Origin of the sequence: Corynebacterium casei LMG S-19264, from assembly GCF_000550785.1 — a bacterium.
Lineage (GTDB): Bacteria > Actinomycetota > Actinomycetes > Mycobacteriales > Mycobacteriaceae > Corynebacterium > Corynebacterium casei.
This window is the reverse complement of the sequence record NZ_CP004350.1, coordinates 2599718-2626327: the sequence shown is the minus strand read 5'-3', so window position 1 is coordinate 2626327 and position 26610 is coordinate 2599718. Positions and strand designations below refer to the sequence as shown.

Genomic DNA, 26610 nt, shown 5'->3' with positions numbered 1-26610 from the left:
AGAAATACCCTCTCTACCAAGGAGCAACCATGGCGCATGAGCGTGCGGGACAACTGGCCCAACCAACTGATTTGATTGATATTGCGGAGCTAGTCACTGCGTATTACACGCTGGAACCAGACGTGAACAATCCCGATCAAGCAGTAGCTTTCGGCACCTCTGGCCACCGCGGCAGCTCCTTGGACTCGGCGTTTAATGAAAACCACATCTTGGCGATTACGCAGGCGATTGTGGACTACCGCGCGGAGCAAGGCACCACCGGCGCAATTTTTGTTGGCCGCGACACCCATGCACTGTCGGAGCCAGCGATGGTCTCCGCGTTGGAAGTACTGCTTGCAAACGAGGTGGAAGTACGCGTGGACAACGCTGGCCGCTACACGCCAACCCCTGCGGTTTCTCTCGCTATTTTGACCAACCCGGGCACCGACGGAATTGTCATCACCCCATCCCACAACCCACCGCGCGATGGCGGCTTTAAGTACAACCCATCAACCGGTGGCCCGGCTGACTCGGATGCCACGGACTGGATTGCTCAGCGTGCCAATGACTACCTGGTCAAGAACTTGGAGGGTGTCAACCGCGTGCGCACCCAAGGCGTGTTGGATTCGCGCTGCGTTCAGTGGGACTTCATGGGCAACTACGTAGCCGACTTGGGCAACGTCATTGATATGGAGGCGATCGCAAGGTCTGGTTTGTCCATTGGCGCTGACCCCATGGGTGGTGCGAGCGTGGATTATTGGGGGAGCATCGCAAAGCATTATGGCCTCAACATGACCGTGGTCAACCCGGAAGTGGATGCGACCTTTAGGTTTATGACGCTCGATACCGATGGCAAAATCCGCATGGACTGCTCCTCGCCGCACGCGATGGCCTCTTTGATTGATAACCGTGACAAGTACGACCTGGCTACCGGTAATGACGCTGACTCTGACCGCCACGGCATTGTCACCCCGGATGCCGGGCTGATGAACCCCAACCACTACCTGGCTGTGGCCATTGATTACCTGTTTAGCCACCGCCCGAACTGGGGCGATGCCGGTGTGGGCAAGACCTTGGTATCTTCGTCCATGATTGACCGCGTGGTGGTCGATTTGGGCAAAAACCTGGTGGAAGTACCGGTTGGTTTCAAGTGGTTTGTGGATGGCTTGCTAGATGGCAGCATTGGCTTTGGCGGTGAAGAATCCGCGGGTGCTTCCTTCCTGCGTTTCGATGGAAGCGTGTGGACGACGGATAAGGACGGCATTATTTTGAACCTTTTGGCCGCCGAAATCACCGCTGTGACCGGAAAGACACCTTCACAGCGTTATGCCGAGCTGGCTGAGAAATTCGGTGCGCCGGTCTACGCGCGAACCGATGCCCCGGCGAACCGTGAAGAAAAAGCTGTGCTCAAGGCATTGTCCCCGGAGCAGGTAACCGCGACTGAACTTGCTGGTGAGGAGATTACAGCGAAGCTAACTGAAGCCCCTGGCAACGGTGCGGCGATTGGCGGTTTGAAGGTAACTACCGAAAATTCATGGTTCGCTGCTCGCCCTTCTGGCACCGAAGACAAGTACAAGATTTACGCAGAGTCCTTTTTAGATGAAAATCACCTGAAAACAGTGCAGGAAGAAGCCCAGAGTCTCGTGGCGGGGGTTTTAGGGGCCACGTCCACCGACTAAGGTGGGATGAGTGAAATTTCTCAACAAGGCGTTCATTCTTGACTGCGTGAGCGCGTTCGCGCGCTTCTACATGGCCTATATCTGGATCACAGCTGGTATCTCCAAGCTGAACCAGCACGCCACAGTCGCAATGGCCATCCGAAACTACGATATTTTCCCCGGGGAATGGTCCAACTTCCTGGCGCTCATCATTGGCCCGCTGGAAATCATGGGCGGCGTACTGCTGCTGCTTGGACTCTTCTTGAAACAGGCAAACAAGATTGCGATCATCGTTCTGACACTATTTGTCATCGGTATTGCGCAAGCTTGGTTGCGCGGGCTTGACATCGATTGTGGCTGTTTCGAGGCCGACCCGAATGCTACTGACGGGCCGATGAATTACGCAATGACTATCTTGCGTGACTTCTTCTACATCTTCTTGTCCGGCTGGACCATCTTCCGTCCATTCAAGAAGTTCGCAATCTATCCATAGTTGGTGAATTGCGTCATCCGGTAGTGCTTAAAGCTAGCCTGTAAAGTATCATCTAAGTGCGAAAACTTATTAAGTATAAACTCTAGAAAGTTGGAGACAACTCATGGCAAAGAGTGCCAAGGTTTCAGACCCGAACAAGCAAGGCGGCGCTGGCTTCCTGTGGGGCATCGTAGCCCTGCTGGTGATTGCAGCTGTTGTCATTGGCTACATCGTGATTAACGGTCAGCGTTCCCGCGCTGCCGATATTGAAGACGTTGCATTCAATGTTTCTTTTGAAGACGATGCAGTTGTTTTGGCATCGGATAGCGCTACTGCGGACACGCCTCAGGTTGACCTGTACGATGACTTCTCTTGCCCTCACTGCGCTGACCTAGCAGTTGCTACCGGTGATGAGATGAAGAACGCTGTTGAAGCAGGCGACTTGATTGTCAACATCCGCCAGCTCAACTTCCTGGATGGCCAGGACCCAACCGCCAACGATGGCCACTCCACCATGACTGCTGCTGCAGTGACCCCACTGGCTGAGGCCGGCGAGGCCAAGGCTTGGTGGAACGTTCACAAGATCCTGATGGCTGACCAGCAGAAGGTCTACAACTCTTGGACCGCTGAGGATGTTGCCAATGCTGCTGCCGATGCCGGCGCATCCTCCGAGGTAGTAGAAGAAGTTAAGAACTCTGAGATTGCTACCGGCCAGGAGATTGCTACCGCTAACTACGAGAAGCTGGAGCAGGCCACCGGTTCTGTTTCCTCCCCACGTGTTCTGATCGATGGCGAGGACATCCCTGATGACCAGCTCAACACCTGGGTTTCCTACGCAGTAGAAAACGGTTAAACACAAGGCTTAAGCCTAACTAGCCTGAAGGTGGATACCTTCACCCACTACACCGCCAGCGATTTGGTTAACTAATCGCTGGCGGTGTATCTTGTAACAAGTGCCTAACGGCATTACAGACACTTATTTCAAGTGTTCGGGGCTATGGCGCAGCTGGTAGCGCACCACACTGGCAGTGTGGGGGTCACGGGTTCGAATCCCGTTAGCTCCACCAATGAAAGCCGCCGACGTTTCGTCGGCGGCTTCGCTCGTTCCGGCCTATATGCCAAAAGTGGTGTCTGGCGGCGTGTCGGGGTGGGATGTTTAGCGGATGGTTCCTTTTCTGATTCCTACTGAGTGGTTGTATTCGGTTGGGATAGCATTGTCGTAGAGGGCTGGCCTTCCGGTTTCGTGGTTGGTGTGGTTCTCGGTGTGGGTTAAGACGTGGACTTTGGCGAGTTGGTCTTTTCCCCAGTTCTGCTGTCTGGCGATCTTGCGTGGGTCGTCAGGCAGTGGTGTTTTGTTGTAGAGCCACCATTCGAGCATTTTTCTTTGCCGTTCCCCGCCGCGCCCGCGGTGGCAGCGAGCGATGAATTTCAGTTGCGAGTTGATGCCGCCTTCTAGTCTGTTGGTATTTGATGCCCAAGATTCTTTGTCTATGGCTTGCTTTGGTGGGGTGAGGTAGGTAAATAGGTGTCCCTTTTTGTGCAGGTTAGTCAGCGAGTTATAGGCGCTGCGGACTCTGCGGTGGGTGAATTCATAGCGTTTGCCGGTGCGGTTTATTTCTGGGGGCAAGGGGGTTTTCTCGTTGAGGAAATCGTGGTGTTTGAGTCCGTATTTGTGGAGGTCGACGGCCCATTTTCGGGCTTGTTGCACGGTTTCTCTGCTTGTTAGTTCTAAGGCGAGATTATAGATTTCGCGTCCGGCTTCGGTCCGTGGCCGGGAGGTGACGTAGCGGCGAACAACTCGTTGGGCGTGGATGAGGCAGCGTTGGATCAAGGTGCTAGGCCAGAGCTTTTTGATGGCTGCTTGAGCACCTTGGCCGCCGTCGAGGACGACGCATAATGGTGCTGCGAGTTTAGACAGTAGCTGCGTGTAGGAGTGGGTGGTTTCCTGTTTGCACCAGTGCCAGCACAAGACATGGTCGGGGGTTGAGGCTATGAGTAGACATCCGGCTGCGGTGTAGGTGCCGTCGATGAAGATTTGGTCGTGGATGCGGTGTTTGTCAGGGTTGTTGGGTATTTCGATAAGCCATAGTGGTTCGAAGTAGCGGTATACGGTGCGGGTGGATACTTTCATCAGCCTGGCGCATTCGGTGATTGGGTAAATGCCGGTGACGTGGTTGTGGAAGTAGGTGAAGTGGCGCTTGGCAGTGATGTCTGGTCGGTGGGTTTGTTCGGATATTCCGCAGGTGGTGTTTTTACAGCGCCATCGGGTGCGTGCGTTTCTTTTCCCATTTTTCTTCATTTCCCCAGTGCATAGTGGGCATCGTGGTCGTATTTCGGGCATGAGAAATACAAAACCGCACCTGTTAGCACAGGTGCGGTAGAAACTTCGGGATTGACCGAAAAACTCGTGTGTGCAAGCTTTTTGACCTTGCAGAGTATTGATTTAGCTATTGAGAGCTGCGGAGATTGCCGGATCTAGACACCACTTTTGTCACATAGCCCCTCGTTCCCGCAACTAGCGCACACTAGCGGGTTAAGTAAAGAAAAGTGTGTCTGTCGGTGTGTTGCCGGCGGACATTGTGTTATCTACCTAGCCATCCTTTCTGTATTCCCATAGAGTGCTGGTAGGTGGTATCGATTGCGGTGTCGTATCCGCTTGGGCCACCGATTTCTGGTGGTGTGGGTGATTCCGCTTCGAGTAAGGCGTTGACTTTGGCGAGTGCGTCTTTACCCCAGCGTTGCTGCCTGGCGGTCTTTACGGGCTCGGCAGGCAGCTGCGTTTTTGATGCGAGCCACCAATCGATGGCGGTGCGTTGGTGTTCTTTGCTCATTCCGCGGTGGTTTCTGGCGAGGAGTTTGAGCGGTGAGTTGATGCCACCTTCAAGGCTGTTGGTGGTGGATTTTGGTGTTCCAATGAATCCTTCGGGTGGTTCTATCCAGGTAAATAGCCATTTTTTGCTGTTGAGGTTGTTTAGCGAATTCATGGCTGTGCGGTCTCGTTTGTGTGTCCAGTCCCAGGTTTTCCCGCTGGGGTGTTGACCGCGTTTATAAAAGGTTTTCTTAGCGAGTGTGGGTTTGTAAAACTCGTGGGTGGCCAGCAGGTTTGTAGTCCATTGGTAGGCGTCGTCGGGGGTTTCTACTTTGGTCAGCGACAGGGCTAGTGCGTAGATGGCTTTGCCTGCTTCTGTGCGTGGCCTGGAGGTGGTTTGGCGTCTGATATGGCGTTGAACGTGGACGGTGCAGCGTTGAATGTGGCTGGTGGGCCAGCATTTTTTGATTGCTGATAAGGCTCCGGTCCCGCCGTCGAGGGTGATGATCAGTGGGGGCTGTAGTTGGGAGATGAGTTTGATGTAGTTGGTGGTGGATTCTTTATCGCACCACAGCCATGCGACGACGTGGTCGAGGCTTGCGGCGATGAGCAGGCACTGTTTGTTGAGGTAGGTGCCGTCGATAAATAGCTGGTCATAGACCCTATTGTGGTCGATTTCTACGTTAGGTTGTATCAGCCAGCACCATTTCATGCGTGCGTGCAGGGTTTGGCGGGTGGTGTTGTGTTCTTGTGCGAGGCTGTTGAGGGAACGACCCGTGGTGATCCAGGTGTAGAACAGTCGGAAGGTTGCGGCGTCTTTGCTGGCTTGTTGGCTGTTTCTTACTGAGGATCCGCGGCAGCCTTGTGTGCATCGCCAGCGTTGGGTGCCGGCTTGTGTGTATCCGTTTTTCTTCATTAGCCCTGTACAGATGGGGCATCTTGGTCTGTTTGTACTCACCGGAAAATCAAACCAGAACCGGTTAGCACACTTTTCACGGGATCTCGGTATTGAACGCAAAAGGCCGGTTAATAGCTCTTGGAGACCTATTAACCGGCTAAAAACAGTTGTTGAGCTGGCAGAAGTAAGCTAATTCAGACACACTTTTCTTTACTTAGCCCACACTAGCCGACGAACCAGCCCAAGGTGTAGACGGCACGGAGGGCGAGAATTACGCCGACGACTCCGAGAATCCATGACGTTGTGGTTTGGGCGTGGGTGGTGAGCCATTTGTCCAGTGCTGTTAGGGGACGCTCGAGTGCGGATCGGGCAACAATTCGCCCGACTGTAAGCAGCAGCGCTGGGGCAATCATGACTAGACAGTAGCCGGCGAGTAGCAATGCGTTTCCTGGAAGTCCTGGGCCTTCAGCGGTGATGAGTCCGATGGCGGCGAGGTAAGGAACCATCGTGGCTACCTCGGCGAGAACTGCCGTCACCGCCAGCGCCATCAATGGTGCGGTGGTGCGTAGTTTCACTGCACCAGCTGAAGTAGAAACACCAGTTGGATGTGAATTGGCGCCCGTGGCGCGCGCCCGCCAGCGGGAGATGCGCCCGCCAGGCTGCGGGGATTGTCCGCGGGTATTCTTGTTATCCATCTTGTAGCTGAGAAAGATCAATGCGAGGCCAACAATGAATTGCCCGATGAGGAACGCCTTGGTTTCTAGCAACGAGCTAAATGTGGCGAATAGTGCATTGGCTCCGAGAAGCAGCCCGAGGCCAATGAAGAAATACATGCTGACAACGGTGAGCAAGAATTGCAGGACTCTTCCAACTTGTAATCGGCCTGGTGTCATGAGTAGCCACACTGGAATGAGCAGGGTGCCGAAGCTGGTGGAATCCACCAACGCGAGAACGGCTAGCGTTCCCAAGCTTGTAATGTCCATTGCTTTCTCCTCCAGAATTGAATTAGCACGGTCGTGCTTATCGGCTTAGTTGAAAACTAGCACGACCGTGCTAGTTGTGCAATGTGCTGAAGGGGGCTGAGGAATTTTATTAGCACAGTCGTGATAGAGTGCGGTCATGTCACGCACGATAGATAAAGAAGCTCGAAAGGCACAGCTCGCCGAGGCGGTGTGGCAAGTGATCCTGGATGAAGGAATCGGTGCTGTATCGGTTCGCACCGTGGCAGAGCGAGCTGGGGTAGTGGTTGGCTCACTCCGGCATATCTTCCCAACGCGTGCGGAGCTCGTGGTTTTCTCCGCGGAACTGATGGTGAAACGCGCGACCGAGAGGTTGCTCGCAATCGAACCCGATGATGACGTGCGAGAGTACGTATTCACGATTGTGAAGCAACTGCTTCCGCTGGACCCGGATAGCCGGGCGGAGTTTGAAATCAATCTTGCACTATTCGCTGAAGGTACAGCGGTCAAAGGACTCGTTGACATTCGGCAAGACGCGAACCGCCAACTCGCAGACCTATTCGTGCGCTTGGTGGAAATGGTCACCGGTGAGCGGGATACCCCCGAATCACTTCAGCAATCACGACGTCTACATGCGTTGGTGGATGGGTTTGCTTTCCATATTCTGCACCAGCCCGAAATGGAAGATACTTCGTGGGCGCTGGATATCTTATGGGCAGAAATTAACTCTTTGGCAGCTCAGCAGGCTTAAGAAAGTAGCGTGGATAGGGCGTATAAAACGCCATTACCCTCTCCGGCGACGGAATTAGGACATCGTCAGCGGAGAGGGCTTAGCGTGAAAGTGATTGGAGCTCACTTTCGGGGTGATCCAGGGTTAAAGAGCGTGGCTTAAGGAGCGGGGTTGATTACTCGTCCCCAGGTGCTCTTATTGCCCCAGATGTTTTGGCGCAGCCCTTCGAGCTGCAAGATTTGGCTGTGGTCTACGAAGAGGTTGCACTCGTTGCCGTAGTTTTTGACGTACCACTCAAAGACCGGACCGTCGGCGGCTTCAAACATCACGTTCTCAAGGCCGAGGCCGTTGATGATGGATGCGGCAGCGCCGGTATCCCATTCGGTGACGTTCTCAGTAATGCCTTCGGACTCGATCATGATGATGGATGCGCCGGCATCGAGAGCCTTCTTGCCTCGGTCCACCAGGTCGCCGATGTCCTTCTTGCTCTCGGCTGCGAGTTCGGCTTCGCCGGAGTCACCGCCGGAGCCAATCTGTAGTCCCAGCTCAGGCTTTGCTTTCAGGCCGGCTTTGACTACTTTTTCTACCAGGCGCTGCAGACCGGAGGTGTTGAGCATGATGAAACCGGTGGAAATTTCAATAACGTCGAAGCCGACTTCTTTAGCTTCCTTCAAGTAGTGGTCAACCGCGTCATCGCCGTAGCGAAGGACGGTCTCAATCCATCCACCGGAGGAAACATAAGCATCATTTTCATGGGCGATATCGCTAAAGGCACGCACCTGCTCAGTTGGAACAAGAGAGAAGGATCCGCCGGCCCACTTAATGCCATCGACCCACTGGCCAGCGACATCAAAGACGTCTTGAAGGTGACGCGTGCCGAAGGTGGAGTAGTACGGTGCACGAATCTCGGTCATGCCGAAGGTGCGTGGCTTTTCCGGACGGTATGCCCGGGGAACGAAGTTAAAAGATACATTGTGAGGTACTGCATTGCTCATGATGAGTTCCTTTCTCTAGCTGCGGGTGGGTGAGACTTTGGCCAAGGCTGCTGTTAGGTCCGAAACTTGGCGGGTATCGAGTTCGTGGATGATGGTCGCGATTTCCTCGCGCAGCTCCTCGCCTGTAAATGGAGTCACGAGGGCATCGAACTTCTTGCGAGCGTTCTCCCAATCCAGGGGATTGTCGTGGAAACCGAGGTAGCTATCTTGGGAGGCGGTGAACACGGAGCCATCGTTTAGCGTGACCTCGAGGTCAGCGGGCATGTGATCCGGGAAGCGGTCAGAGAATTCGTCCGAGGGAGTAATCTCGACCTTCTTCATCAGGGCTTGCACGTCATTGGCAACGATGCGTGCGGGCTCGTATTGCTCAGGATTGAGCTGGCCATCGAGAAGCACGACCGCAAGCATCCACGGCAGTGAGTGGTCAGCTTCCTCCTTGGTACGAATCAGCTGCTTATCGCCTTCTTCACCACCGCCGATAATGGAATAGGCGACATCGAAAGTGGTCAAGCGAATCTTGTCGATATCTTCGGCCTTGAAGCCTTCCTGCGCGCGGATTTCTAAGGCTGCATCGAGAGCTGACTGCGAGTGAATCTCCGCGTTGTGCCTTTTAATGATGGTGCGCTTAACGCTTTCGAGGTCTTCTTTCGACCAGTCGATTTCGAAAGGCCCGGACACAGAGTCCTTGAAACCCTTGTTGCCTTCGAAGACTTCCTCGGGGCCGGTGATGCCGCGGCTGGCGAGTAGCGCTGCCCACGTTCCTTCCTTGGAAACATGCGGGTAGGCAAGGCCTTTCCAGTGGCTCAGGTTGCCGGTGCGGGCCACGCGTAGCGCGACATTCGCGGTGCCGGCGATGGCTAAGGCGTTGGCAATCTGCTCGGCTGGCAATCCAAGAGCCTTGGCTGCTGATGCACCCGCGGCGAACGCACCCTGGGTGGTGTGGTCGAAACCTTTGGCGCGAACGGGTGCGACATCGGAAAGCCGAGTGTGCACTTGGTATGCCACGGCGAAAGCGGTGAGAAGCTGCTTGCCGGAAGCCCCGACGCTTTCGGTAGCTGCGAGTACCGCGCCGAAATTATCGGAAGGGTGGTTGGTTTCGCCCTTTGCCAAGTAGGCGTCCATGAAATCGAGGTAGCGGCTTAGTGCGCTGTTGAAGAATGCGGCACGCTCTGGGGTGGTCTTGCCGCCGCCGATAAGCGTTGCTTGTTCGGTACCGCCGAGGTCCTCCAAAAGTTCTCGGATGGCGATTATTGGCTCGGCATCGAGTGCGCCGATAGCAACTCCCACGGTGTCTAGCACCCTGATTTTTAATTGCTCAACGGCTTCGGGACTTGCTCCGTCTAATGTGGCAGCTTCCACGAAGGCGGCGAGTTGTTGTGATTCGGTCATTGCAATCCTATCTACTAGTTAAGTGAGGCTTACCTCAATTAGGCTCCTTTTCTGCGGGATTGTCAATGATTCACGTCACAATGTGGATTAAGTCATTAGGCTCTTCTATATCCAACTAAAGTTTGTTAGTCTCTGGTTATCAGTGTGTTGCCAGCCGGAAAGGCTCTCATTGTCTGGCGTTAGTGGCCTTTATTGTCGCGGAGGACATCATGACTGAACAGCTACCGGGTACATCTCGAGCAGATGAGGACATGCAGGGGCATTGGCTATTGGTCAAATTGGGGAAACGGGTGCTGCGCCCAGGCGGGCGCGAGCTTACCGAAAGGTTGCTTTGTCTAGCTGGAGTTCCCAACGTTGATGTGGTTGAGCTCGCGCCGGGCTTGGGACGCACGGCGGCGTCAATTTTGGAACTTGGCCCCGCGAGCTATACCGGCGTGGACAGTGATCCGGACGCGGTTGCTGCCGTGCGCCGGGTTGTGGGCTCCGCTGCGCAGCTGGTGGAAGCCGATGCCGCCGAGACAGGTCTGGGTGGGGAGTCCGCGGACCTCGTCATCGGCGAGGCCCTGCTGACGATGCAAGGGGAGAAGACCAAGAACGCCATCGTCGCTGAGGCTGCCCGAATTCTGCGTCCTGGCGGTAGGTATGCCATTCATGAACTGGGGCTTGTTCCGGAAGATTTATCCAAAGATATCAAAACTGAAATCCGCAAAGGACTAGCTCGCGCGATTAAAGTAAATGCCCGCCCGCTGACGCTGACCGAGTGGACTGAGGTGCTAGAGGCAAATGGTTTCCAGGTCATCAAAGTCAGTACCGCGCCGATGGCACTTTTGCAGCCACGTCGCATCATCGCCGACGAGGGGCTTGTAGGAGCGCTGCGCTTTGTGAAGAACCTGCTGCTTAACCCAGACGCGCGTAAACGCGTTGTGCAGATGCGCCGGACGTTCAACACCTACCGTGACCATCTGAATGCGGTAGCTATCGTCGCGACCAGGAAATAGCCCCAGGTAAATGTGCTCGGCTTTTTTAAAAGGGAGCGCCGAATTGACTAACCAGCACGGTTGGCTAGTTAGCTCTTGCTAGCTGTGGGGATCTCCCCTGTTTTAGAGAAGGTCCATCGCCCCCATGCTGCTCACATGGTGAGTGTTGCCCACAAGCTTCCCACCTGGGGCGTGCAGGCGGACTTTGCCGCGGTGTCGACGCATCCTGCCGCGCTTGGGTTTACCCGGACTTGGTCGTTTCCGTTTCTTGCGCGGACCATCGTCATCATTCACACCGTTGTGGTACTTGCACAACATGGTCAGATTCGATGGCTTGGTGTGTCCACCATGTTTGTGTGCGTCGATGTGGTGAACCTGGCATCTATCGGCCGGCACATTGCAGTCCGGCCACGGGCACACCAGGTTTTCCGCCATGGCTAAGGTGCGCAGCTTCTCTGATGCGAAACGGGCTTCGTAGAGATTGACAGGGCCGGCGGTGGGGTGGAAAAGACCGACATAGAGCTTGTCACCAAGGGAGCCGGCCATCGCAGCGTTGATGAATTCAGCGCTCGTCATGGTCGTGCCGTCGGATAAAGCAACAATGACGTCCTCGCCTTTGCCGCAGGAAACTTTCGCGAAATCATCAAGACCAATAGCAATCACAGTGCGGTATTCCGGCTTGATAAGCCCGGTGCCGGTGCCTTCGACTAAATCCCAGAAAGGTTCAGCAACGCCGCTGAGCGAGGTTGGTCATCGTCTTTGATAGCGGCGTCAAGCGTCTTTTCTAAATCGGCAATACGACGTTGGGTATCGGTGATGCTGATAGTTCGTAGGCCGTCTACAACGCGACCTAGGCGTACACCGCGCTGTTTGGGTTTGTCGCCGCCTTTTTCCATAACGCGCTTTTTCGCGTAGGCTTCGACTTCTTCGAAGGTGCCTTCAAACGCGATAAGTTCTGCACGCAAGCGCCAGGCGGCACCGCGCTTCTTCAACTTCTTGGCGTGCTTTTCCACCATCTCTAAATACTCAAGGCTTAACCCTCGTTCTTCGGCGAGAGCTACTGATTCGCGTTGTAGGCGCGGTGAGTCGGTGGGGCCGAAAAGGGCATCGGCTAGCGTGGTGAAACTCTTCGCAGTCTTCCGAGCCATGCCATCGCTTGCCATGTCATACGGCGAGCGTTTAGACATGTCTTTTAAGATGCCTATTGTTTGGCTGGTGAGAGCCATAAATTCTTCGTATTTATCCATGCCTTCGACACTAAAACGCAAACACAAGCCCGCGCTAGGGGAAGGCCAAAAACCTGTGGATAACTACGTTGACACATCACGCAATAGCCGAAGTTATCCACAGTCACCGTATTTTAGGCCCGAATGAGCGGGTTAGAGGTCGGAATAAGCCACGTTCGGATCGACGAGCTTGTCCGGATCGATCTTCTTGCCTTCCGCGATGAGTGGCTTGACCTCATCGGGGACATCCCAGATATTGACGTTCATCGCGGCGAGGATTTGGTTGTCATCATTGACCCAAAACGCAACGAACTCGCGCTTTTCAAGGTCGCCACGGATATAGACCTGCTCCTCTGAACCGGTGGCGTGGCCGACGTATTCGCAGCCCAAGTCGAATTGGTCGGTAAAGAAATAAGGCAAGTTGGTGTACTGCACATCTTCGCCCAATGCGGCCGCCGCCGCGGTTGCCGGCTGGTTAAGAGCTGTCGCCCAGTGTTCCACGCGGATGCGGTGTCCTAAGACTGGGTGGTCGTGGTTAGCGATATCGCCGACCGCAAAGATGTCTGGATCGCTGGTGCGTAGGGAGGCATCAACAAGCACGCCGTTGTCGACCTCTAAACCTGCTGCCTCGGCGAGGTCGACTGCCGGGGCAACGCCGACGCCGATGACAACATTGTCTGCTTCAATAATCGTGCCGTCTTCAAGACGAACTCCCGCAGCGCGGCCACCTTCGGTCACAATGTCTTGGACTTTTACTTCCGTGCGCAGATCCACGTCATTGGAGGTGTGCAAGTCGGCGAAGACCTGCGCGACCGTGTCGCCGAGGATCCGCAGCAGCGGAAGCTTTGCGCCTTCCAGAACTGTAACCGCGGTACCTGCCCCGCGTGCCGCCGATGCGACCTCTAGGCCAATCCAGCCGCCGCCGATAATTGCAAGCTTTTTATCGTCGCCGAAGGTAGCGCGAATGGCATCTGAATCCTCGACAGTGCGCAGGTAGTAGACGTTGTCGGCATCCGCGCCCGGGATAGGAAGCTTGCGCATCGTTGAACCGGTTGCCAATACCAACTTGTCGTAGTCAAGCACCGAATCATCATCTAAGGTGACCTGATGGTTTGCGGCATCAACCTTGGTTGCGCGAACGCCCTGCTTCAGCGTGACATTATTTTCTTCATACCAGTCGGCTGGTTTCACAACTGCGTCATCAAAAGAGCCCTTGCCAGCGAGGTATTCCTTGGACAGTGGTGGGCGCTCATAGGGCAGATGATCCTCTGCGGCGACGAGCGTAATCGAGCCCGTGAATTCTTTCTCACGCAGTGCTTCGGCGGTCTTGGCTCCGGCCAGGCCGCCACCAATAATGACAATATTTTTTGGGGTACTCATGCCATCCTCCTCATTACTTACAATGGGCGGTCGGCTCCGAAGTCGACCGTGTGGGTCATATTCGCCATGATACGCGCGTAAGCAGGGCTTAGTTGGAATTTAAATCAGGAGAGATAACGCACGACAGTCAGCAAGACCGCGGAGTCTTCCACAGCTACTAGCCCGTGGCGTTGTTGAGGAACCACGGCGTGCTCATCCTCTTTCACCTCAATCGCGTCTTCGCCAACCGTGACCTGAACTGTGCCCTGCAGGACGTGCAATAGCGCTTCACCGGGATTTTCGTGGTCGGACAGGTTCTTGCCGGCCTTGAGCGCCAGGAGTACCTGCGTGAGATGACCGCCTGGTACCGCCCGGAAAGAATGCGTTGCGCGACCATGTTTGACCGTTGCTGCCTTTTCCAGCAACTTGGCACTTAAATCGCGAAGGTTGACAATGTTATTGCTGGAATCAGCCATGGGAGCTCCTTGCTTTGAGGTATTTACACGGTTTGTTTCGAGTTTATACGCATTTGCTTAATCGTGTTCACTGTTCGCACTGGTGACGACGCGAGCAGCTTGCCATACGCCTTTTGGTTGACAAGCCATACCTAATTAAGGTTAGGCAATCCTGCTATTGTCGTGTATATTTTGGCGTGGTTATAGATACCTGTTCTCTAGCAAAAGGAAATCTCTCGTGAAAAAGACGGCACTAGTGGCTCTTGGTGCAGCTGCAGCCATGGTCCTTGCGGCGTGCTCGACATCTGACTCTGATAACCCGCAGGAAGATTCAACTGCTGCTAACGGTGAGCAGCTCACTCTTTCGCACCCCAGCATCGAGGGGTTGAATATCGATTTTGAAAATCCCCCAGAGACCCTAGTCATGGACTGCTATGCGTATAGCTCCTTGCATGAGTATGGGTTGGAGCCAGATGCGCTGTTTGGTTTTGAGTGCGATAACGAAGCCTTGATGGGCAATGCCGATATCGAAGGTATCGAGACTGTTGGCCAAGATGCAGAAATCGATCTGGAAAAGCTTGCGGAGCTACGCCCGGATGCCATTATCGGCAACGGCAACGCCGATGGCTGGTCATGGTTCGAAGATGATGTTAATGCGCAGTTGACCCGCGTGGCACCATTTGTGCCGTTGCCTTCTGAAGGCTCGATTGATGAAAAGATCGCTGATACCCGCGAGATTGCAGATTTCTTTGGCGCAGATGTAGAAGCAGAGAATATTGTTGCCGCTGATGAAGACTATGAAGCAGCGAAGGAAGCGTTTAGCAAGGCAGTAGAAGGCAAGGATTACAATTTCTTGCTGGCCAGCCCAACCAAGGAAATGCTGTACACGGGCGTAGGCTTCGCGCAGGCAGACTTGCTAGAAGAGCTCGGCGCGAACATCGTCGGCCCAGATGCACCCGCTGAGGGCAACCCATGGGGACAGGTGGCATGGGAAGATGCTTCGACCTATCCAGCAGATATCATCTTGGTTGAGAACTTCGATCCTGAGGCTCCATTTACTGCGGAGCTGTGGGATGACCTGCCAGCAGTAAAGACAGATCAGCTCAGTACTTGGTCTTCAAAGGGTGCTTTGACCAGCCGGACATATGCGGACTGGTTGCAGGATTTGGCAGACAAGGTAGAAACCTACGACAAGGTGGCTTAGGCCTTAATGTCTTCACCAGCAGCGCCGACAGAGCCGACACCGGCAATAATTAAAGGACAAGATACAGCACGACCAATCGCGCAGACACGGCTTTTAGGACTGATAGTCCTTGTCGTCATTTGTTTAGGTGCATTGATGCTCAGCATGATGGTGGGCTCGCGCAGTATTGACCCGGCAGAAATCATGCATTTCTTGTTGCATCCGGACTCAGGCGATCCGCTCTCGCAGGTGGTGTGGCAATCACGAGTTCCGCGCACTTTCTTGGTGCTAGTAGCAGGAAGTGCACTGGGCGTTGCTGGTGGGTTGATGCAAGCTGTCACCCGCAACCCGATGACTGACCCCGGAATCTTAGGTGTCAACGCTGGCGCGTCTTTGCTGGTGGTTATCGGCTTGGCCTTTTTCGGAGTCACCGATATCTCGCACTACATGTGGTGGTCTTTTGCAGGCGCCACTATTACTTCGGTGGCGGTCTTTGCCATTGGCAATACCGGCCCCATGCGCGGAAGTCCTGTTCGAATGACATTGTCAGGAGTTGCGCTTGGCGCCGTCCTTGGTGGGTTTACTTCCGCAGTGCTGCTTACCAACTCGGAAGTTCTAGAGCGCATGCGCGGTTGGTCTGCTGGAACAACTGCATCGCAACCACTCGAGGCCACATTATCTATCACGCCGTTTATCGTGGTGGGCCTACTCATTGCCTTGGCCAGTACGCGTGCATTGGATGTGTTATCTCTTGGGGAGGCCGCAGCCGTTGCCATGGGCGCGCATCCACAAAGAACTCGCCTGGTGGTCTTGATTGCGATCGCATTGCTTGCCGGTGGTGCAACTGCTGCGGCGGGTCCCATTGGATTTATTGGTTTGCTGGCACCGCACTTAGCGCGCATGATTGTCGGTCCGCACCAGGGCTGGATTATGGCTTATTCCATAGTCTTGGCCCCGGCCGTGCTTGGTGTCAGTGATGTCATCGGCCGCGTTATTACATCCGGGGAAGTACCGGTTGGCGTGGTCACAGCTTTTGTCGGTGCCCCGCTGCTTATTTATATGGTGCGCAAATACCGCATCCCGGAGGTGTAACTGGTGGTTAATACAGCAACCTCAACGGCAGATTCGGAACTGGAGTTCGGGCGCAAAATCTTCCGCATTGGTCCTAAAGACCGTCCATTTATGCTCATTGGCGCACGCACTGCGGTCATCACCGTTAGCTTGTGGCTGGCCACTGCGGTGATCGCCATATTTTCGCTTGTCGATGGCTCCGCTTCTATCACCGTCGCCGAAGCCTTCGCGGCGCTGACCGGCAACGGTGATTCCTACACCAACATGATCGTGGTGGAATGGCGCGCCCCGCGCACACTTCTCGCAATCTTGCTGGGTGCGACGCTGGCGATGAGTGGCGCCATCTTTCAAAACCTCACGGCCAACCCACTGGGTTCACCTGATGTGATTGGTTTTCAGACAGGTTCTTATACCGGCGCCTTAATCGTCATGTTGATTATCGGCGGCGGCTCCACCCAGACACTGATCGGCGCGCTCATCGGCGGAATCACCACTGCGTTGGTGGTGTTCTTCCTGGCCTCGAAGCGCGGCTTTGCTGGCGGCGTGCGCCTGATTATTGTCGGCATTGCGGTCAGCGCCATGCTGGCATCGCTCAACGTGTGGATTTTGCTTACGGCTTCAGTAGAAGATGCCATCATGGCAAGCCTGTGGGGTGCAGGAAACTTGGCCGGTACTTCCTGGAATTCGCTCCTGCTTGCGGTGGTCGGTTCAGCGATATTCATCGTGATGGCAGCATTTTTGGCACGCCCCATGCGTCTGATGCAGATCGGCATTCACTTCGCCGTGGCCCTGGGGCAAAATGTGCGACTCGTGCAGATTCTCGCCGTGGTTGCTGGTATTGGCCTCACTGCTCTAGCTACCGCCACCGCTGGCCCGATTTCCTTTATTGCACTCGCCGCGCCACAGATTGCCCGGCGCTTAGTTCACGTGGATGGCCTGGCTCTGGCTCCCACCGCAGCTGTCGGCTCTTTCTTGCTGATCCTCGCCGATACGGTTGCCCAAAGAATTGATCCTGAATCCCCGCTCCCAGTAGGTATTGTCACCGTGTCCATCGGTGGCGTGTACTTCCTGTGGTTGCTCATGAGAGAAGGCCGACGCAAATGACACGACTTCTAGTAGAAAACGCCCGGCTCGGATACGCGGACAAGGTCATTTGTCCAGGAGTTGATCTGGAAATACCGGATGGCCAGTTCACGGTCATCGTTGGACCGAATGCCTGCGGAAAGTCCACCTTGCTCAAGAGCTTGACTCGGTTGATTGCGCCGCAAGAGGGCCAGATTCTTCTGGATGGGCAGTCGCTGCACAAAAAGCCCACGAAGGAAGTAGCGCGTGAGGTCGGCTTGTTGCCGCAAGGTCCGGTTGCCCCGGATGGCATTCGGGTTATCGATCTGGTCTCACGTGGCCGCTACCCGCACCAGAGTTTGTTCAAGCCATGGTCGCGGGAGGATGAGCAGGCAGTCAAAGAAGCCATGGATGCTACGGGCATTAGAGAGCTTTCAGGCCGGCTTGTCGATGAACTCTCGGGCGGTCAACGCCAACGCGTCTGGATGGCGGTGGCCTTAGCGCAGCAAACCCCGATTTTACTGCTCGATGAACCGACCACCTTTTTGGATGTCAGCTATCAGATTGAGCTTCTGGAATTGTGCCGCAAACTGAACCGGGAACGCGAATACACCCTGGTTGCGGTCTTGCATGATCTGAACCAGGCAGCGCGTTATGCCGACCACATCATTGCTATGAAAGATGGCGAAGTCGTCGCGACTGGCGAGCCCGCCACAGTAATTACTGAAGAGCTAGTGCGCACCGTCTTCGGCGTGGACTCCAAAATCATCGCCGACCCCGAGTCCGGTGCACCGTTGATGATTCCAACCTGGAGCCACCAACCAGCGCAGTAAGTCACCCAAGATTCCCGTGTGGCCTATTGCGTACGCTTGGGGTCATGCGTGAATTAATTGTCACTGAGATGGTAAGCCTCGACGGTGTCATGGAAGCACCCGGCGGCGAGGCCGGCTACCGCAACGCGGGCTGGACCTTCAATGAAATTGAATTCGACCCGGCGGCCTATGAGCTCAAGGATACTGAGCAGGAAGGAGCCGGTGCGCTGCTGTTAGGCCGCACCAGCTATCAAGCATTCGCTCCTGTGTGGCCTCAGATGGAAGACTTCGCGCGCTACAACGCCATGCCGCGCTTCGTTGTCTCCACCACCTTGGATACAGATGATGAGCACTGGCCGGCGACAATCCTGCGCAACCTTGAAGAAGTCCGCGCGCTCAAGGCAGGGGATCTGGGTGACTTTGATGGCCCCATCCTGGTCCACGGCAGCGGCACTTTGGTGAAGTCACTGCAGGAAGAAGGGCTCATCGATAAGCTGCATCTGCTCGTCTTCCCAGTACTTTTGGGCCAAGGCAAGCGGCTATTCAGCGAGGCCGAGCTATCCGCCGAGCATCTGACGCTGGAGCAGCATGAAAGCTACTCCAACGGAATCCAGAAGATGGTGTTTCGCATTAAATGACAACGTTTACAAAGACCACCAATACTCCTGACCAAGCCGGGGCCGAAGCGGCCGGATTGAAGTGGTTGGCCGCAGCAACGCCCGAAGCCGCGAAAGCTGTCGTCGAGGTAGTGGAAGTCTCCGGCACCACGCTGGTTGAACAACGCATAGAGGCGGTACGGCCCGACCCGGAATCAGCATATGAGTTCGGTCGCGTTCTGCGCGGCATCCATGAAGCTGGGGCAGAAGCCTTCGGCGCTCCGCCGGAAGGGTGGACTGGAAAGAACTACATCGGGCGCGTGGAGCAGGACTGCATCCCAACTGAGAGCTGGGCGCAGTTTTATACCGAGCAGCGTGTGCTGCCGTTCGCGCGCCGGGCCAACCTTCATCCGGAGATTTTGCAGAAGGTGGAGAAGGCGTGCGAAAACATCGTCAAGCATGCCGATGCTCCCGAATTTGATGTGCCACCTGCTCGCATCCATGGCGACCTGTGGGCCGGCAATGTGCTCTTCAGCGCTGATGGCGTGGTCATGATTGACCCTGCCGCGCACGGTGGCCATCCGCACACTGACCTAGCCATGCTGGAGCTATTTGGTACCCCGCACCTGGTGGATATCTTGGCTGGATATGGCGACCCAGATGTGGATTTTGCCCTGCACCAGCTGCACCCCTTGGCCGTGCATGCCATGACGCACGGCTCGGCCTATCACCGCGCATTGGGTGATGCCGCAGCTGAGGTGCTGCAGCGCTACGGCAACTAGCTATTTCGCCCGTTACCAGTGTCATCAGCGGTAACAGGCCCTTGGGGCATGCGGCGCTTGTGCGCGCCGTGGTGCCAGTGGCGTTCGATGGTCGCGGCGGCATCGGCAGGCACTTGCTTGCCTTCCAAGTAATCATCAATGTGCGCATAGCTCACGCCCAAGGCCTGCTCATCCGGCAAACCTGGCTTGTTATCTTCCAAATCGGCGGTAGGTACCTTGCGCCAGGTCTCCTCTGGCGCACCTAAGTGCTGCAGCAACTGCGCGCCCTGGCGCTTATTCAAACCTTCCAGCGGCAACAAGTCTGCCGCACCATCGCCCCACTTGGTATAGAAGCCGGTGACATTTTCTGCCGCGTGGTCTGTGCCCAGGACAAGTAAGTTCTTCTCACCTGCGACCGCATATTGCGCAACCATGCGCAGCCGGGCCTTAACATTGCCACGGTTGAAATCGCCCAAGTCCTGCCCACCAAGGCTTTGCGCCACCTGGTCATCAATAGCCTTGGTGGCATCTGCGATGTTGATGACTAGCGAATGATCCGGGTTGATAAACCGCAGCGCCGTCTGCGCGTCATCCTCATCCAACTGCACGCCATGCGGCAGGCGCAGCGCATAGAACTGCGCACCTTCGACCTTGTCCACCGCCATCTGCGCAAGCTTGCCTGCCAGCGTGGAATCTTGCCCGCCTGAAATGCCAAGGACAAAACCTGCGGCGCCCGTGGTGGTGAGATAATCCACTAGGAAATCAACGCGCGAAGCTACCTCCTCGGCCGGGTCAATGCTGGGCTTGGTGCCCATGGCGTCAATGATGGTCTGCTGCAGGTTTTCCATGTGTTCATTCTAACCCCAAAGCAACTTGGTAGTAATCGTCATCTTGATGGATTCAGAAAAGATAGATCCCTCGGTGAATTAACTAGCTGGTGCTTTAATGGTCTCTTGTGAGTACTGACAGATATGTAAAGCTAGTTGCCCTGATTGCGGCATTAGGCGGCTTGCTCTTTGGCTATGACACCGGCGTGATGTCCGGTGCTTTGTTGTTTATTAGCCCCGAATTCGACATGACCGCCCACCAAGAAGGCTGGGTTACATCCATGCTGCTGGTCGGCGCCGCGGTTGGTGCGCTGACCGCCGGGCGTGCCGCTGATGCATTGGGCCGGCGCATGACGCTGCTTATTGGCGGTGCGGTCTTCGTTGTCGGGTCCATCTGGTGCGCGCTGGCTGATTCCATTGTCATGCTGGGCGCGGCACGTACCTTTTTGGGCGTTGCCGTGGGTGGTGTTTCTATTGTTTCCCCGATGTACATCGCGGAAATGGTGCCACCAGCAGTTCGTGGCCGCCTGGTCTCGCTGAACACCTTGATGATTGTGGTGGGCCAGCTCGCTGCTTACCTGGTCAACTCGGCGCTAGCGACCACCGGGAGCTGGGAATGGATGCTGGGACTAGCCGCCGTGCCTGGCGCCATGCTGTTTGTGGGCATGCTCTTTGTCACCGACTCTCCGGTCTGGCTGGTCTCGCGCGGGCGCGTGGATGAAGCACGCACGGTGGCGGGCAATCTGGGTATGAGCCTAGAAGAACTCGCCCCACCCGAAAGCAACCGCGGCACCGCTACCAAATGGTCGATTCTAAAATCCACACGCTGGATTCGCATCACCGTGCTGCTGGCCATGCTCATGGGATTGACACAGCAAATCACCGGCGTCAACGCAGTGGTCTACTTCGCACCAACCATGATGAACCAGGTGGGAATTTCCACCACTAACTCCGTCTATACCTCGATTGTCATCGGCGTTGTATCAGTGCTTGCCTGCTGGGTTGGCCTGAAAGTGGTGGACCGGATCGGCCGCAAGCGCTTGCTGATGATTGGCCTGGCCGGCAACACGATTTCCTTGTTTGTCTTGGCCGTGGCTTATTCCTTTGCCGATGGCTCCTTCTTCTTCGCCATGCTGTCCCTGTTCTTCATGGCTACCTTCATTGCCTTCCAGCAGGCCGCGGTATCTCCAGCCACCTGGCTGCTGATTTCTGAGCTGGTTCCCGCCAAAGTGCGTGGGCTGGGCATGGGCATTGCGGGACTCAGTCTGTGGGTGACCAACTGGGCTGTTGCACAGTACTTCTTGCCGCTGGTGGAATGGCTCACCGGCTCCGTTGCCTTTGCCGTATTCGGCGTCCTGGGCATCATTGCGCTGGGCTACACCCGGACCCTCGTGCCGGAGACCATGGGCAAGTCATTGGACGAGGTTGGTGCCGAGATGCGCAAACGCTATGATCGATAGTGCAATTGATATACGGACTCGCATAGTTGAAATAGCAGTGCGGAATCCGGAACCTGAAGCATCGTGTTGATTGAGCTATTTTGTGTTCACGGTGCTATAGGGTAATATTTTCCCTCGTGTCATGACCGGGGTTTTCATGTAAAACCTCGGCGCGTGCTTGAACAGTATTAACCGCAGTAAATCTGAAGACTCCCCAAAAGGGCGGGTCAGGATGCGCATAACGAAAGGAGCGCCCGATGAAGGTTCGCAAGTCGCTTCGGTCGCTGAAGAAGAAGCCGGGCGCCCAGGTTATTCGCCGCCACGGTAAGGTCTTCGTGATCAACAAGAAGGATCCACGTTTCAAGGCTCGTCAGGGCTAAGATACGCTTTTTCCAACAAAAGCCACCCAAGTTGTCTTCAAGATGACTCGGGTGGCTTTTGCTATGGCCCCGATCGTCAGCCGCCGGCGGAGTGTTGGCTAAGATACGTTTGCGGAAAAACTGAATTATTGGGACGCATGCTATACATGTGGTCACTGTGGCTAAATGGATATCAGTAGCCCTCTTGATTGTGAACTTAATCACAATTGTGTGCGCTAAAAGCCTAAATCCGCAGGCAATTTCACCGATGTAGTTCCGGGAAGTTCCATCGATGTAATTGGGTGTGGCTCCGAGTGGCCTACATGTGGGGTTGGGTTGATGTCTATCCTGGTAATTCCATGGCTGTAACTACTACATGTTGTGATGGTTGCAGGTTATTGCCACAAAGTATAGTGTTATGGATGTTGCTCACCGGCGAGGAAATGCCGGGAGAGAATAATTCTAAAACGCCTCAAACAGTGCCGATTAACGGCCCACAAGAATTTCTAAGGTTAGGTTTGCGCCATGTCCATCACTCTCTACACCAAGCCAGCTTGCGTCCAGTGCACCGCTACTAAGAAGGCCCTTGACCGTGCGGGATTGGCATACAACACTGTTGATATCTCCCTCAATGACGAAGCACGTGACTACGTCATGGCACTGGGCTACGTACAGGCTCCAGTAGTAGAGGTAGGCGGCGAGCACTGGTCCGGTTTTCGCCCAGAACGCATCAAGCAGCTGCAGGCTGCCTAAGCAGCCACACACTGCGGGGTAGAGCTAAACCCCGCACCTCTTCCAGTGAGGCTAAGTAATTCCTGGAAGAAACTCGTCAGTTTCAAAGGAGGGAGTCGGCCGTGTTGGTCGTCTACTTTTCTTCTGTCACCGACAACACCCACCGCTTTGTACAAAAGCTCGGCCTACCGAATGTGCGGATTCCGCTGCGGTTAAAGGACGAGCCTTTAGTAGTTAATGAGCCTTATGTGCTGGTGTGTCCAACTTATGGTGGCGGAGTCTCACTCACTCATGAAAACAGCCGTCCTGTCCCTAAACAGGTCATCCGTTTTCTCAATGATGAACACAACCGCAGCTTGATACGTGCGGTTATCGCCGGAGGCAATAGCAACTTCGGCACCGACTTTGGCAAGGCCGGAGAAATCATCTCAGGTAAATGTAAGGTCCCGTATGTTTACCGATTTGAAATGATGGGCAATGAAGAAGACGTCCGTATCTGCCGCGGGGGCCTTTTAGACAATGCTCACAAGCTGGGGCTGCAGAAACAAGCAAGCTAAAACCTAGGCCCGTAATTACTATGTGGAATTACGTCGCGAAAAACTTTAGACAAAACTCTATTGCAAGACTCTATTGAAAGGCTGAGTGCTTTAAGTGACTCAACAATTGGGAAAGACCGTAGCTGAACCAGTCAAGACGTCTGAGAAGCTGGACTTCCACGCCCTCAACGCACTGCTTAACCTGTACGACGAAGACGGCAAGATCCAGTTCGACATGGACCGCGAGGCTGCGAACCAGTACTTCTTGCAGCACGTTAACCAAAACACTGTCTACTTCCACGACCTGGAAGAAAAGATCCAGTACTTGGTGGACAACAAGTACTACGAGCCAGAAGTAATTGAAGCTTATGACTGGGAATTCATTAAGTCCCTGTTCAAGCGCGCTTATAGCTTCAAGTTCCGCTTCAAGTCTTTCCTTGGCGCATACAAGTACTACACCTCTTACACCCTGAAGACCTTTGACGGTCGCCGTTACCTGGAGCGCTTCGAAGACCGCGTTTCTATGACTGCATTGTTCTTGGCTGACGGTGACACCGCTGTTGCGGAGAGCATGGTTGATGAAATCATGTCTGGCCGTTTCCAGCCAGCAACCCCAACCTTCCTAAACGCTGGTAAGGCACAGCGCGGCGAGCTCGTCTCCTGCTTCCTTCTGCGTATCGAGGACAACATGGAGTCCATCGGCCGCGCAATTAACTCCTCCCTGCAGCTGTCTAAGCGCGGCGGCGGCGTAGCGCTTCTTCTCAGCAACATCCGTGAGACCGGCGCTCCCATTAAGCACATTGAGAACCAGTCTTCTGGTGTTATCCCAATTATGAAGCTTCTGGAAGATGCCTTCTCTTACGCGAACCAGTTGGGTGCACGTCAGGGCGCAGGTGCTGTTTACCTGAACGCACACCACCCAGACATTTTGAACTTCCTGGACACCAAGCGTGAGAACGCGGATGAGAAGATCCGTATCAAGACCCTGTCTTTGGGCGTTGTTATTCCGGACATTACCTTCGAGCTGGCTAAGCGCGATGAGGACATGTACCTGTTTAGCCCTTATGACGTGGAGCGCGTTTACGGCAAGCCTTTCGGTGACATCTCTGTGACCGAGCACTACGCCGAAATGGTTGAAGACCCACGCATTAGCAAGAAGAAGATCAACGCTCGTCACTTCTTCCAGACTGTTGCTGAGCTGCAGTTCGAATCCGGCTACCCGTACATCATGTTCGAGGACACCGTTAATGACGCGAACCCAGTCAAGACCGGCCGCATCAACATGTCCAACCTGTGCTCTGAGATTCTGCAGGTCAACTCCCCATCAGTATTCAATGATGACCTCAGCTATGAGACGATGGGCAGCGACATTTCCTGCAACCTGGGCTCTATGAACATTGCTCTGGCAGTGGATTCCCCAGACTTCGGCGCAACTGTTGAAGCAGCTATTCGTGGTTTGACCGCAGTGGCTGACAAGACCGGCATTGATTCCGTTCCATCCGTTCGCCACGGCAATGACCAGTCCCACGCAATTGGTCTGGGCCAGATGAACCTGCACGGCTTCTTGGGCCGTGAGCACATCTACTACGGCTCTGAAGAAGGCCTGGACTTCACCAACGCTTACTTCGCGGCAGTTCTGTACGCAGCTCTTCGTGCATCCAACAAGATTGCTAAGGAACGCGGCGAAACCTTCAGCGAGTTCAAGGATTCTGAGTACGCCTCCGGTGTATTCTTCGACCGCTACGACCCAGCTGAGTTTGCGCCACAGACCGACAAGGTGAAGAACATCTTCGCGAACTCCACCGTTCACACTCCTTCTGCGGAGGATTGGGCGGACCTCAAGGCTGAGGTTATGGAGCACGGGCTGTACAACCGCAACTTGCAGGCAGTTCCACCAACAGGTTCGATTTCCTACATCAACAACTCCACCTCTTCGATTCACCCAATCGCTTCCAAGATTGAGATCCGTAAAGAGGGCAAGATTGGCCGCGTTTACTACCCGGCTCCTCACATGGACAATGAGAATCTGGATTACTTCCAGGATGCATACGAGATCGGACACGAGAAGATCATCGACACCTATGCAATCGCTACGAAGTACGTTGACCAGGGCTTGTCTTTGACCTTGTTCTTCAAGGACACCGCAACCACCCGTGACATCAACCGCGCGCAAATCTACGCATGGCGCAAGGGCATTAAGACCTTGTACTACATCCGCCTGCGTCAGATGGCTCTTGCCGGTACTGAGATCGAAGGCTGCGTATCCTGCATGCTTTAATGCTTAACCACTGTCTAATGTCCTAGTGGTGTTAGACAGCGTTAGGTCACACAGGAAAGCACAAGGCCCGAGGTAGTTCCACAAATGTGGAGCACCTCAGGCTTTTCGCTGTTTTAACTACTGGTAGAGCTGTTCTGTTTCGTCGCGGCTATCGAGCAAAATGCGACGTGAAATCTCTTGCGCCTCAACATGGTTGCGGGCAATGATTGACTCGGCGAGTTCCACATGCAGACCAGCAGTGTTGCCCACTGGGTTTCGCTTTTGGGATCCAAATACGGACTTGCCCTTCAGAATGCTTAAAAGCGATGGCGCTAACGCCACGAACATTTCGTTGTGGGACGCAGTAAAAATCAGGGTGTGGAACTTTAAGTCCACTTCCAAAGCTTCGCCTACACGCGTGGAAGGATTCTTTTCCAGTTCCAATAGCCGATGGGCCAATGCCAAGATTTCTTCGCGTTCTTGCTCAGTCGCGGAGCCCGCAGCTACCGATGCCGCAATCGGCTCAACAGCAAAACGCAACTGATTCAGAGAGCGCTGTTGTGCTGGGCGAGCCTTGTCATTGTTGAGTCGCCACTGAATCACGTTCGGATCAAAGCTCACCCAGCGTGACTGGGGGAGTACGGTCAAACCCACGCGCGGGGAAGTCTCCACCAAGCCCATGTGTTCAAGCGTGCGCATGGTTTCGCGCGCGACCGTGCGTGAGACATCGAACTGTGCCTCAATATCAGTCAGCGTGAACTTTTCCCCCGCGGCAATAGTGCCGGTAACAATGTCATTGCCAATGGAATCTAAAACGGGGTTGACCAAGGGCACGCGCCGTGGATCCGTCATGGGTGTCTTCCTTTACATTGTCGAACCCGAAATCGGGTACGTGGACCTAAACCTTCATTCCAGTATGAACTAGTCAAACCCAAGATAGGGGACTGGCCGAACAAGCGGGTCCGAATTATTCAACATCTCTATCGATGCACCAACGAGCACTCAAATTTCACGGTTGTCTCGAGCCAAGTGATTTACTCCGAAAATAGTGTGTTCCAATAGAAAAATG

General features: G+C 54.8%; 25 protein-coding genes, 1 tRNA gene and 1 pseudogene. 17 read left to right on the top strand and 10 right to left on the bottom strand.

The window, feature by feature from the left end; all coding sequences use genetic code 11:
• Positions 1–29 precede the first annotated feature (29 nt).
• The 4 genes from pgm to CCASEI_RS11970 all read left to right on the top strand — a co-directional run bounded on the left by pgm (position 30) and on the right by CCASEI_RS11970 (position 3176).
• Positions 30–1658 carry a phosphoglucomutase (alpha-D-glucose-1,6-bisphosphate-dependent) gene (gene pgm, locus CCASEI_RS11985; protein WP_006822151.1) on the top strand — a complete coding sequence of 543 codons (1629 nt, stop codon included), beginning with the start codon at positions 30–32 and terminating at the stop codon, positions 1656–1658.
• 10 nt (positions 1659–1668) lie between these two features.
• The gene (locus tag CCASEI_RS11980; RefSeq protein ID WP_006822150.1) at positions 1669–2130 is read left to right on the top strand and encodes a MauE/DoxX family redox-associated membrane protein; all 462 of its coding nucleotides are present in this window, start codon (positions 1669–1671) and stop codon (positions 2128–2130) included.
• A gap of 103 nt (positions 2131–2233) precedes the next feature.
• Positions 2234–2962, top strand: coding sequence for a DsbA family protein (locus CCASEI_RS11975; RefSeq protein ID WP_006822149.1), 729 nt, complete (start codon positions 2234–2236; stop codon positions 2960–2962).
• 138 nt (positions 2963–3100) lie between these two features.
• Positions 3101–3176, top strand: a tRNA-Ala gene (locus tag CCASEI_RS11970).
• 89 nt (positions 3177–3265) lie between these two features.
• Here the strand turns inward: CCASEI_RS11970 and CCASEI_RS11965 are convergent.
• From CCASEI_RS11965 to CCASEI_RS11955, 3 genes are all read right to left on the bottom strand, one after another.
• Positions 3266–4450, bottom strand: a complete 1185-nt coding sequence (locus CCASEI_RS11965; RefSeq protein WP_038574734.1) for an IS1249 family transposase — start codon at positions 4448–4450, stop codon at positions 3266–3268.
• 241 nt (positions 4451–4691) lie between these two features.
• On the bottom strand, positions 4692–5876 hold the full coding sequence (locus CCASEI_RS11960) for an IS1249 family transposase (RefSeq protein WP_025387088.1): 1185 nt from the start codon (positions 5874–5876) through the stop codon (positions 4692–4694).
• Positions 5877–6040: 164 nt separating this feature from the next.
• Entirely contained in the window at positions 6041–6799 is a 759-nt protein-coding gene (locus CCASEI_RS11955) for a GAP family protein (RefSeq protein ID WP_025388091.1), read from the bottom strand.
• Positions 6800–6935: 136 nt separating this feature from the next.
• On the opposite strand from CCASEI_RS11955, the gene CCASEI_RS11950 reads away from it, so the two are divergent.
• Positions 6936–7526, top strand: coding sequence for a TetR/AcrR family transcriptional regulator (locus CCASEI_RS11950; protein WP_025388090.1), 591 nt, complete (start codon positions 6936–6938; stop codon positions 7524–7526).
• 137 nt (positions 7527–7663) lie between these two features.
• Here CCASEI_RS11950 and CCASEI_RS11945 read toward each other — a convergent pair whose 3' ends face one another.
• Both CCASEI_RS11945 and CCASEI_RS11940 read right to left on the bottom strand, forming a co-directional pair.
• Entirely contained in the window at positions 7664–8500 is an 837-nt protein-coding gene (locus tag CCASEI_RS11945; RefSeq protein WP_006822145.1) for a phosphosulfolactate synthase, read from the bottom strand.
• 15 nt (positions 8501–8515) lie between these two features.
• Positions 8516–9889, bottom strand: coding sequence for an MmgE/PrpD family protein (locus CCASEI_RS11940; RefSeq protein WP_025388089.1), 1374 nt, complete (start codon positions 9887–9889; stop codon positions 8516–8518).
• 209 nt (positions 9890–10098) lie between these two features.
• Here CCASEI_RS11940 and CCASEI_RS11935 point away from each other — a divergent pair, with 209 nt between their 5' ends.
• Positions 10099–10887, top strand: coding sequence for a class I SAM-dependent methyltransferase (locus CCASEI_RS11935; protein ID WP_038575244.1), 789 nt, complete (start codon positions 10099–10101; stop codon positions 10885–10887).
• Between the two features lie 102 nt (positions 10888–10989).
• Here the strand turns inward: CCASEI_RS11935 and CCASEI_RS11930 are convergent.
• The 3 genes and pseudogenes from CCASEI_RS11930 to CCASEI_RS11920 form a co-directional block, all read right to left on the bottom strand.
• A pseudogene (locus tag CCASEI_RS11930) lies at positions 10990–12113 on the bottom strand (HNH endonuclease signature motif containing protein).
• A 132-nt stretch (positions 12114–12245) separates the two neighbouring features.
• Positions 12246–13472, bottom strand: a complete 1227-nt coding sequence (locus CCASEI_RS11925) for an NAD(P)/FAD-dependent oxidoreductase (RefSeq protein ID WP_025388088.1) — start codon at positions 13470–13472, stop codon at positions 12246–12248.
• A gap of 104 nt (positions 13473–13576) precedes the next feature.
• Positions 13577–13927 carry a cupin domain-containing protein gene (locus CCASEI_RS11920; protein WP_006822141.1) on the bottom strand — a complete coding sequence of 117 codons (351 nt, stop codon included), beginning with the start codon at positions 13925–13927 and terminating at the stop codon, positions 13577–13579.
• A 217-nt stretch (positions 13928–14144) separates the two neighbouring features.
• On the opposite strand from CCASEI_RS11920, the gene CCASEI_RS11915 reads away from it, so the two are divergent.
• From CCASEI_RS11915 to CCASEI_RS11890, 6 genes are read left to right on the top strand one after another with little or no spacing between them, the layout of a single operon-like run.
• Positions 14145–15110 (top strand): ABC transporter substrate-binding protein, encoded by a 966-nt coding sequence (locus tag CCASEI_RS11915; RefSeq protein ID WP_006822140.1) that lies wholly within the window; start codon positions 14145–14147, stop codon positions 15108–15110.
• A 6-nt stretch (positions 15111–15116) separates the two neighbouring features.
• Positions 15117–16181: a FecCD family ABC transporter permease gene (locus CCASEI_RS11910; RefSeq protein ID WP_025388087.1), complete on the top strand. Its 1065-nt coding sequence runs from the start codon at positions 15117–15119 to the stop codon at positions 16179–16181.
• Between the two features lie 3 nt (positions 16182–16184).
• Entirely contained in the window at positions 16185–17264 is a 1080-nt protein-coding gene (locus CCASEI_RS11905; RefSeq protein ID WP_006822138.1) for a FecCD family ABC transporter permease, read from the top strand.
• A complete protein-coding gene (locus CCASEI_RS11900; RefSeq protein WP_006822137.1) occupies positions 17261–18055 on the top strand; it encodes an ABC transporter ATP-binding protein in 795 nt (264 codons plus the stop codon). Before CCASEI_RS11905 ends, CCASEI_RS11900 begins: the two co-directional genes overlap by 4 nt.
• A 44-nt stretch (positions 18056–18099) precedes the next feature.
• A complete protein-coding gene (locus CCASEI_RS11895; protein WP_025388086.1) occupies positions 18100–18672 on the top strand; it encodes a dihydrofolate reductase family protein in 573 nt (190 codons plus the stop codon).
• The gene (locus CCASEI_RS11890; RefSeq protein WP_025388085.1) at positions 18669–19412 is read left to right on the top strand and encodes a fructosamine kinase family protein; all 744 of its coding nucleotides are present in this window, start codon (positions 18669–18671) and stop codon (positions 19410–19412) included. Before CCASEI_RS11895 ends, CCASEI_RS11890 begins: the two co-directional genes overlap by 4 nt.
• Here the strand turns inward: CCASEI_RS11890 and nadE are convergent.
• Complete coding sequence (gene nadE / locus CCASEI_RS11885) at positions 19409–20239, bottom strand: ammonia-dependent NAD(+) synthetase (RefSeq protein WP_006822134.1); 831 nt, start codon at positions 20237–20239, stop codon at positions 19409–19411. The two genes, CCASEI_RS11890 and nadE, sit on opposite strands and share 4 nt — an antisense overlap.
• A gap of 107 nt (positions 20240–20346) precedes the next feature.
• On the opposite strand from nadE, the gene CCASEI_RS11880 reads away from it, so the two are divergent.
• The 5 genes from CCASEI_RS11880 to nrdE all read left to right on the top strand — a co-directional run bounded on the left by CCASEI_RS11880 (position 20347) and on the right by nrdE (position 25562).
• Positions 20347–21678 carry a sugar porter family MFS transporter gene (locus CCASEI_RS11880; protein ID WP_025388084.1) on the top strand — a complete coding sequence of 444 codons (1332 nt, stop codon included), beginning with the start codon at positions 20347–20349 and terminating at the stop codon, positions 21676–21678.
• Positions 21679–21914: 236 nt separating this feature from the next.
• Positions 21915–22037 carry a type B 50S ribosomal protein L36 gene (gene ykgO, locus CCASEI_RS11875; protein WP_003847162.1) on the top strand — a complete coding sequence of 41 codons (123 nt, stop codon included), beginning with the start codon at positions 21915–21917 and terminating at the stop codon, positions 22035–22037.
• Between the two features lie 504 nt (positions 22038–22541).
• Entirely contained in the window at positions 22542–22769 is a 228-nt protein-coding gene (nrdH, locus tag CCASEI_RS11870; RefSeq protein WP_006822132.1) for a glutaredoxin-like protein NrdH, read from the top strand.
• Between the two features lie 101 nt (positions 22770–22870).
• The gene (gene nrdI, locus CCASEI_RS11865; RefSeq protein ID WP_006822131.1) at positions 22871–23305 is read left to right on the top strand and encodes a class Ib ribonucleoside-diphosphate reductase assembly flavoprotein NrdI; all 435 of its coding nucleotides are present in this window, start codon (positions 22871–22873) and stop codon (positions 23303–23305) included.
• A 94-nt stretch (positions 23306–23399) separates the two neighbouring features.
• The gene (gene nrdE / locus CCASEI_RS11860; protein WP_025388083.1) at positions 23400–25562 is read left to right on the top strand and encodes a class 1b ribonucleoside-diphosphate reductase subunit alpha; all 2163 of its coding nucleotides are present in this window, start codon (positions 23400–23402) and stop codon (positions 25560–25562) included.
• Positions 25563–25679: 117 nt separating this feature from the next.
• On the opposite strand, the gene CCASEI_RS11855 is transcribed toward nrdE, so the two are convergent.
• Positions 25680–26393, bottom strand: a complete 714-nt coding sequence (locus tag CCASEI_RS11855) for a FadR/GntR family transcriptional regulator (RefSeq protein ID WP_025388082.1) — start codon at positions 26391–26393, stop codon at positions 25680–25682.
• Positions 26394–26610 lie beyond the last annotated feature (217 nt).

What these genes read in the sequence shown, in the direction of transcription:
- pgm (WP_006822151.1), top strand. Translation starts at nt 30, where the DNA reads ATGGCGCATGAGCGTGCGGGACAACTGGCCCAACCAACTGATTTGATT.
- CCASEI_RS11975 (WP_006822149.1), top strand. Translation starts at nt 2,234, where the DNA reads ATGGCAAAGAGTGCCAAGGTTTCAGACCCGAACAAGCAAGGCGGCGCT.
- CCASEI_RS11965 (WP_038574734.1), bottom strand. Translation starts at nt 4,450, where the DNA reads ATGCCCGAAATACGACCACGATGCCCACTATGCACTGGGGAAATGAAG.
- CCASEI_RS11955 (WP_025388091.1), bottom strand. Translation starts at nt 6,799, where the DNA reads ATGGACATTACAAGCTTGGGAACGCTAGCCGTTCTCGCGTTGGTGGAT.
- CCASEI_RS11950 (WP_025388090.1), top strand. Translation starts at nt 6,936, where the DNA reads ATGTCACGCACGATAGATAAAGAAGCTCGAAAGGCACAGCTCGCCGAG.
- CCASEI_RS11945 (WP_006822145.1), bottom strand. Translation starts at nt 8,500, where the DNA reads ATGAGCAATGCAGTACCTCACAATGTATCTTTTAACTTCGTTCCCCGG.
- CCASEI_RS11940 (WP_025388089.1), bottom strand. Translation starts at nt 9,889, where the DNA reads ATGACCGAATCACAACAACTCGCCGCCTTCGTGGAAGCTGCCACATTA.
- CCASEI_RS11935 (WP_038575244.1), top strand. Translation starts at nt 10,099, where the DNA reads ATGACTGAACAGCTACCGGGTACATCTCGAGCAGATGAGGACATGCAG.
- CCASEI_RS11925 (WP_025388088.1), bottom strand. Translation starts at nt 13,472, where the DNA reads ATGAGTACCCCAAAAAATATTGTCATTATTGGTGGCGGCCTGGCCGGA.
- CCASEI_RS11920 (WP_006822141.1), bottom strand. Translation starts at nt 13,927, where the DNA reads ATGGCTGATTCCAGCAATAACATTGTCAACCTTCGCGATTTAAGTGCC.
- CCASEI_RS11910 (WP_025388087.1), top strand. Translation starts at nt 15,117, where the DNA reads ATGTCTTCACCAGCAGCGCCGACAGAGCCGACACCGGCAATAATTAAA.
- CCASEI_RS11900 (WP_006822137.1), top strand. Translation starts at nt 17,261, where the DNA reads ATGACACGACTTCTAGTAGAAAACGCCCGGCTCGGATACGCGGACAAG.
- CCASEI_RS11895 (WP_025388086.1), top strand. Translation starts at nt 18,100, where the DNA reads ATGCGTGAATTAATTGTCACTGAGATGGTAAGCCTCGACGGTGTCATG.
- CCASEI_RS11890 (WP_025388085.1), top strand. Translation starts at nt 18,669, where the DNA reads ATGACAACGTTTACAAAGACCACCAATACTCCTGACCAAGCCGGGGCC.
- nadE (WP_006822134.1), bottom strand. Translation starts at nt 20,239, where the DNA reads ATGGAAAACCTGCAGCAGACCATCATTGACGCCATGGGCACCAAGCCC.
- ykgO (WP_003847162.1), top strand. Translation starts at nt 21,915, where the DNA reads ATGAAGGTTCGCAAGTCGCTTCGGTCGCTGAAGAAGAAGCCGGGCGCC.
- nrdH (WP_006822132.1), top strand. Translation starts at nt 22,542, where the DNA reads ATGTCCATCACTCTCTACACCAAGCCAGCTTGCGTCCAGTGCACCGCT.
- CCASEI_RS11855 (WP_025388082.1), bottom strand. Translation starts at nt 26,393, where the DNA reads ATGACGGATCCACGGCGCGTGCCCTTGGTCAACCCCGTTTTAGATTCC.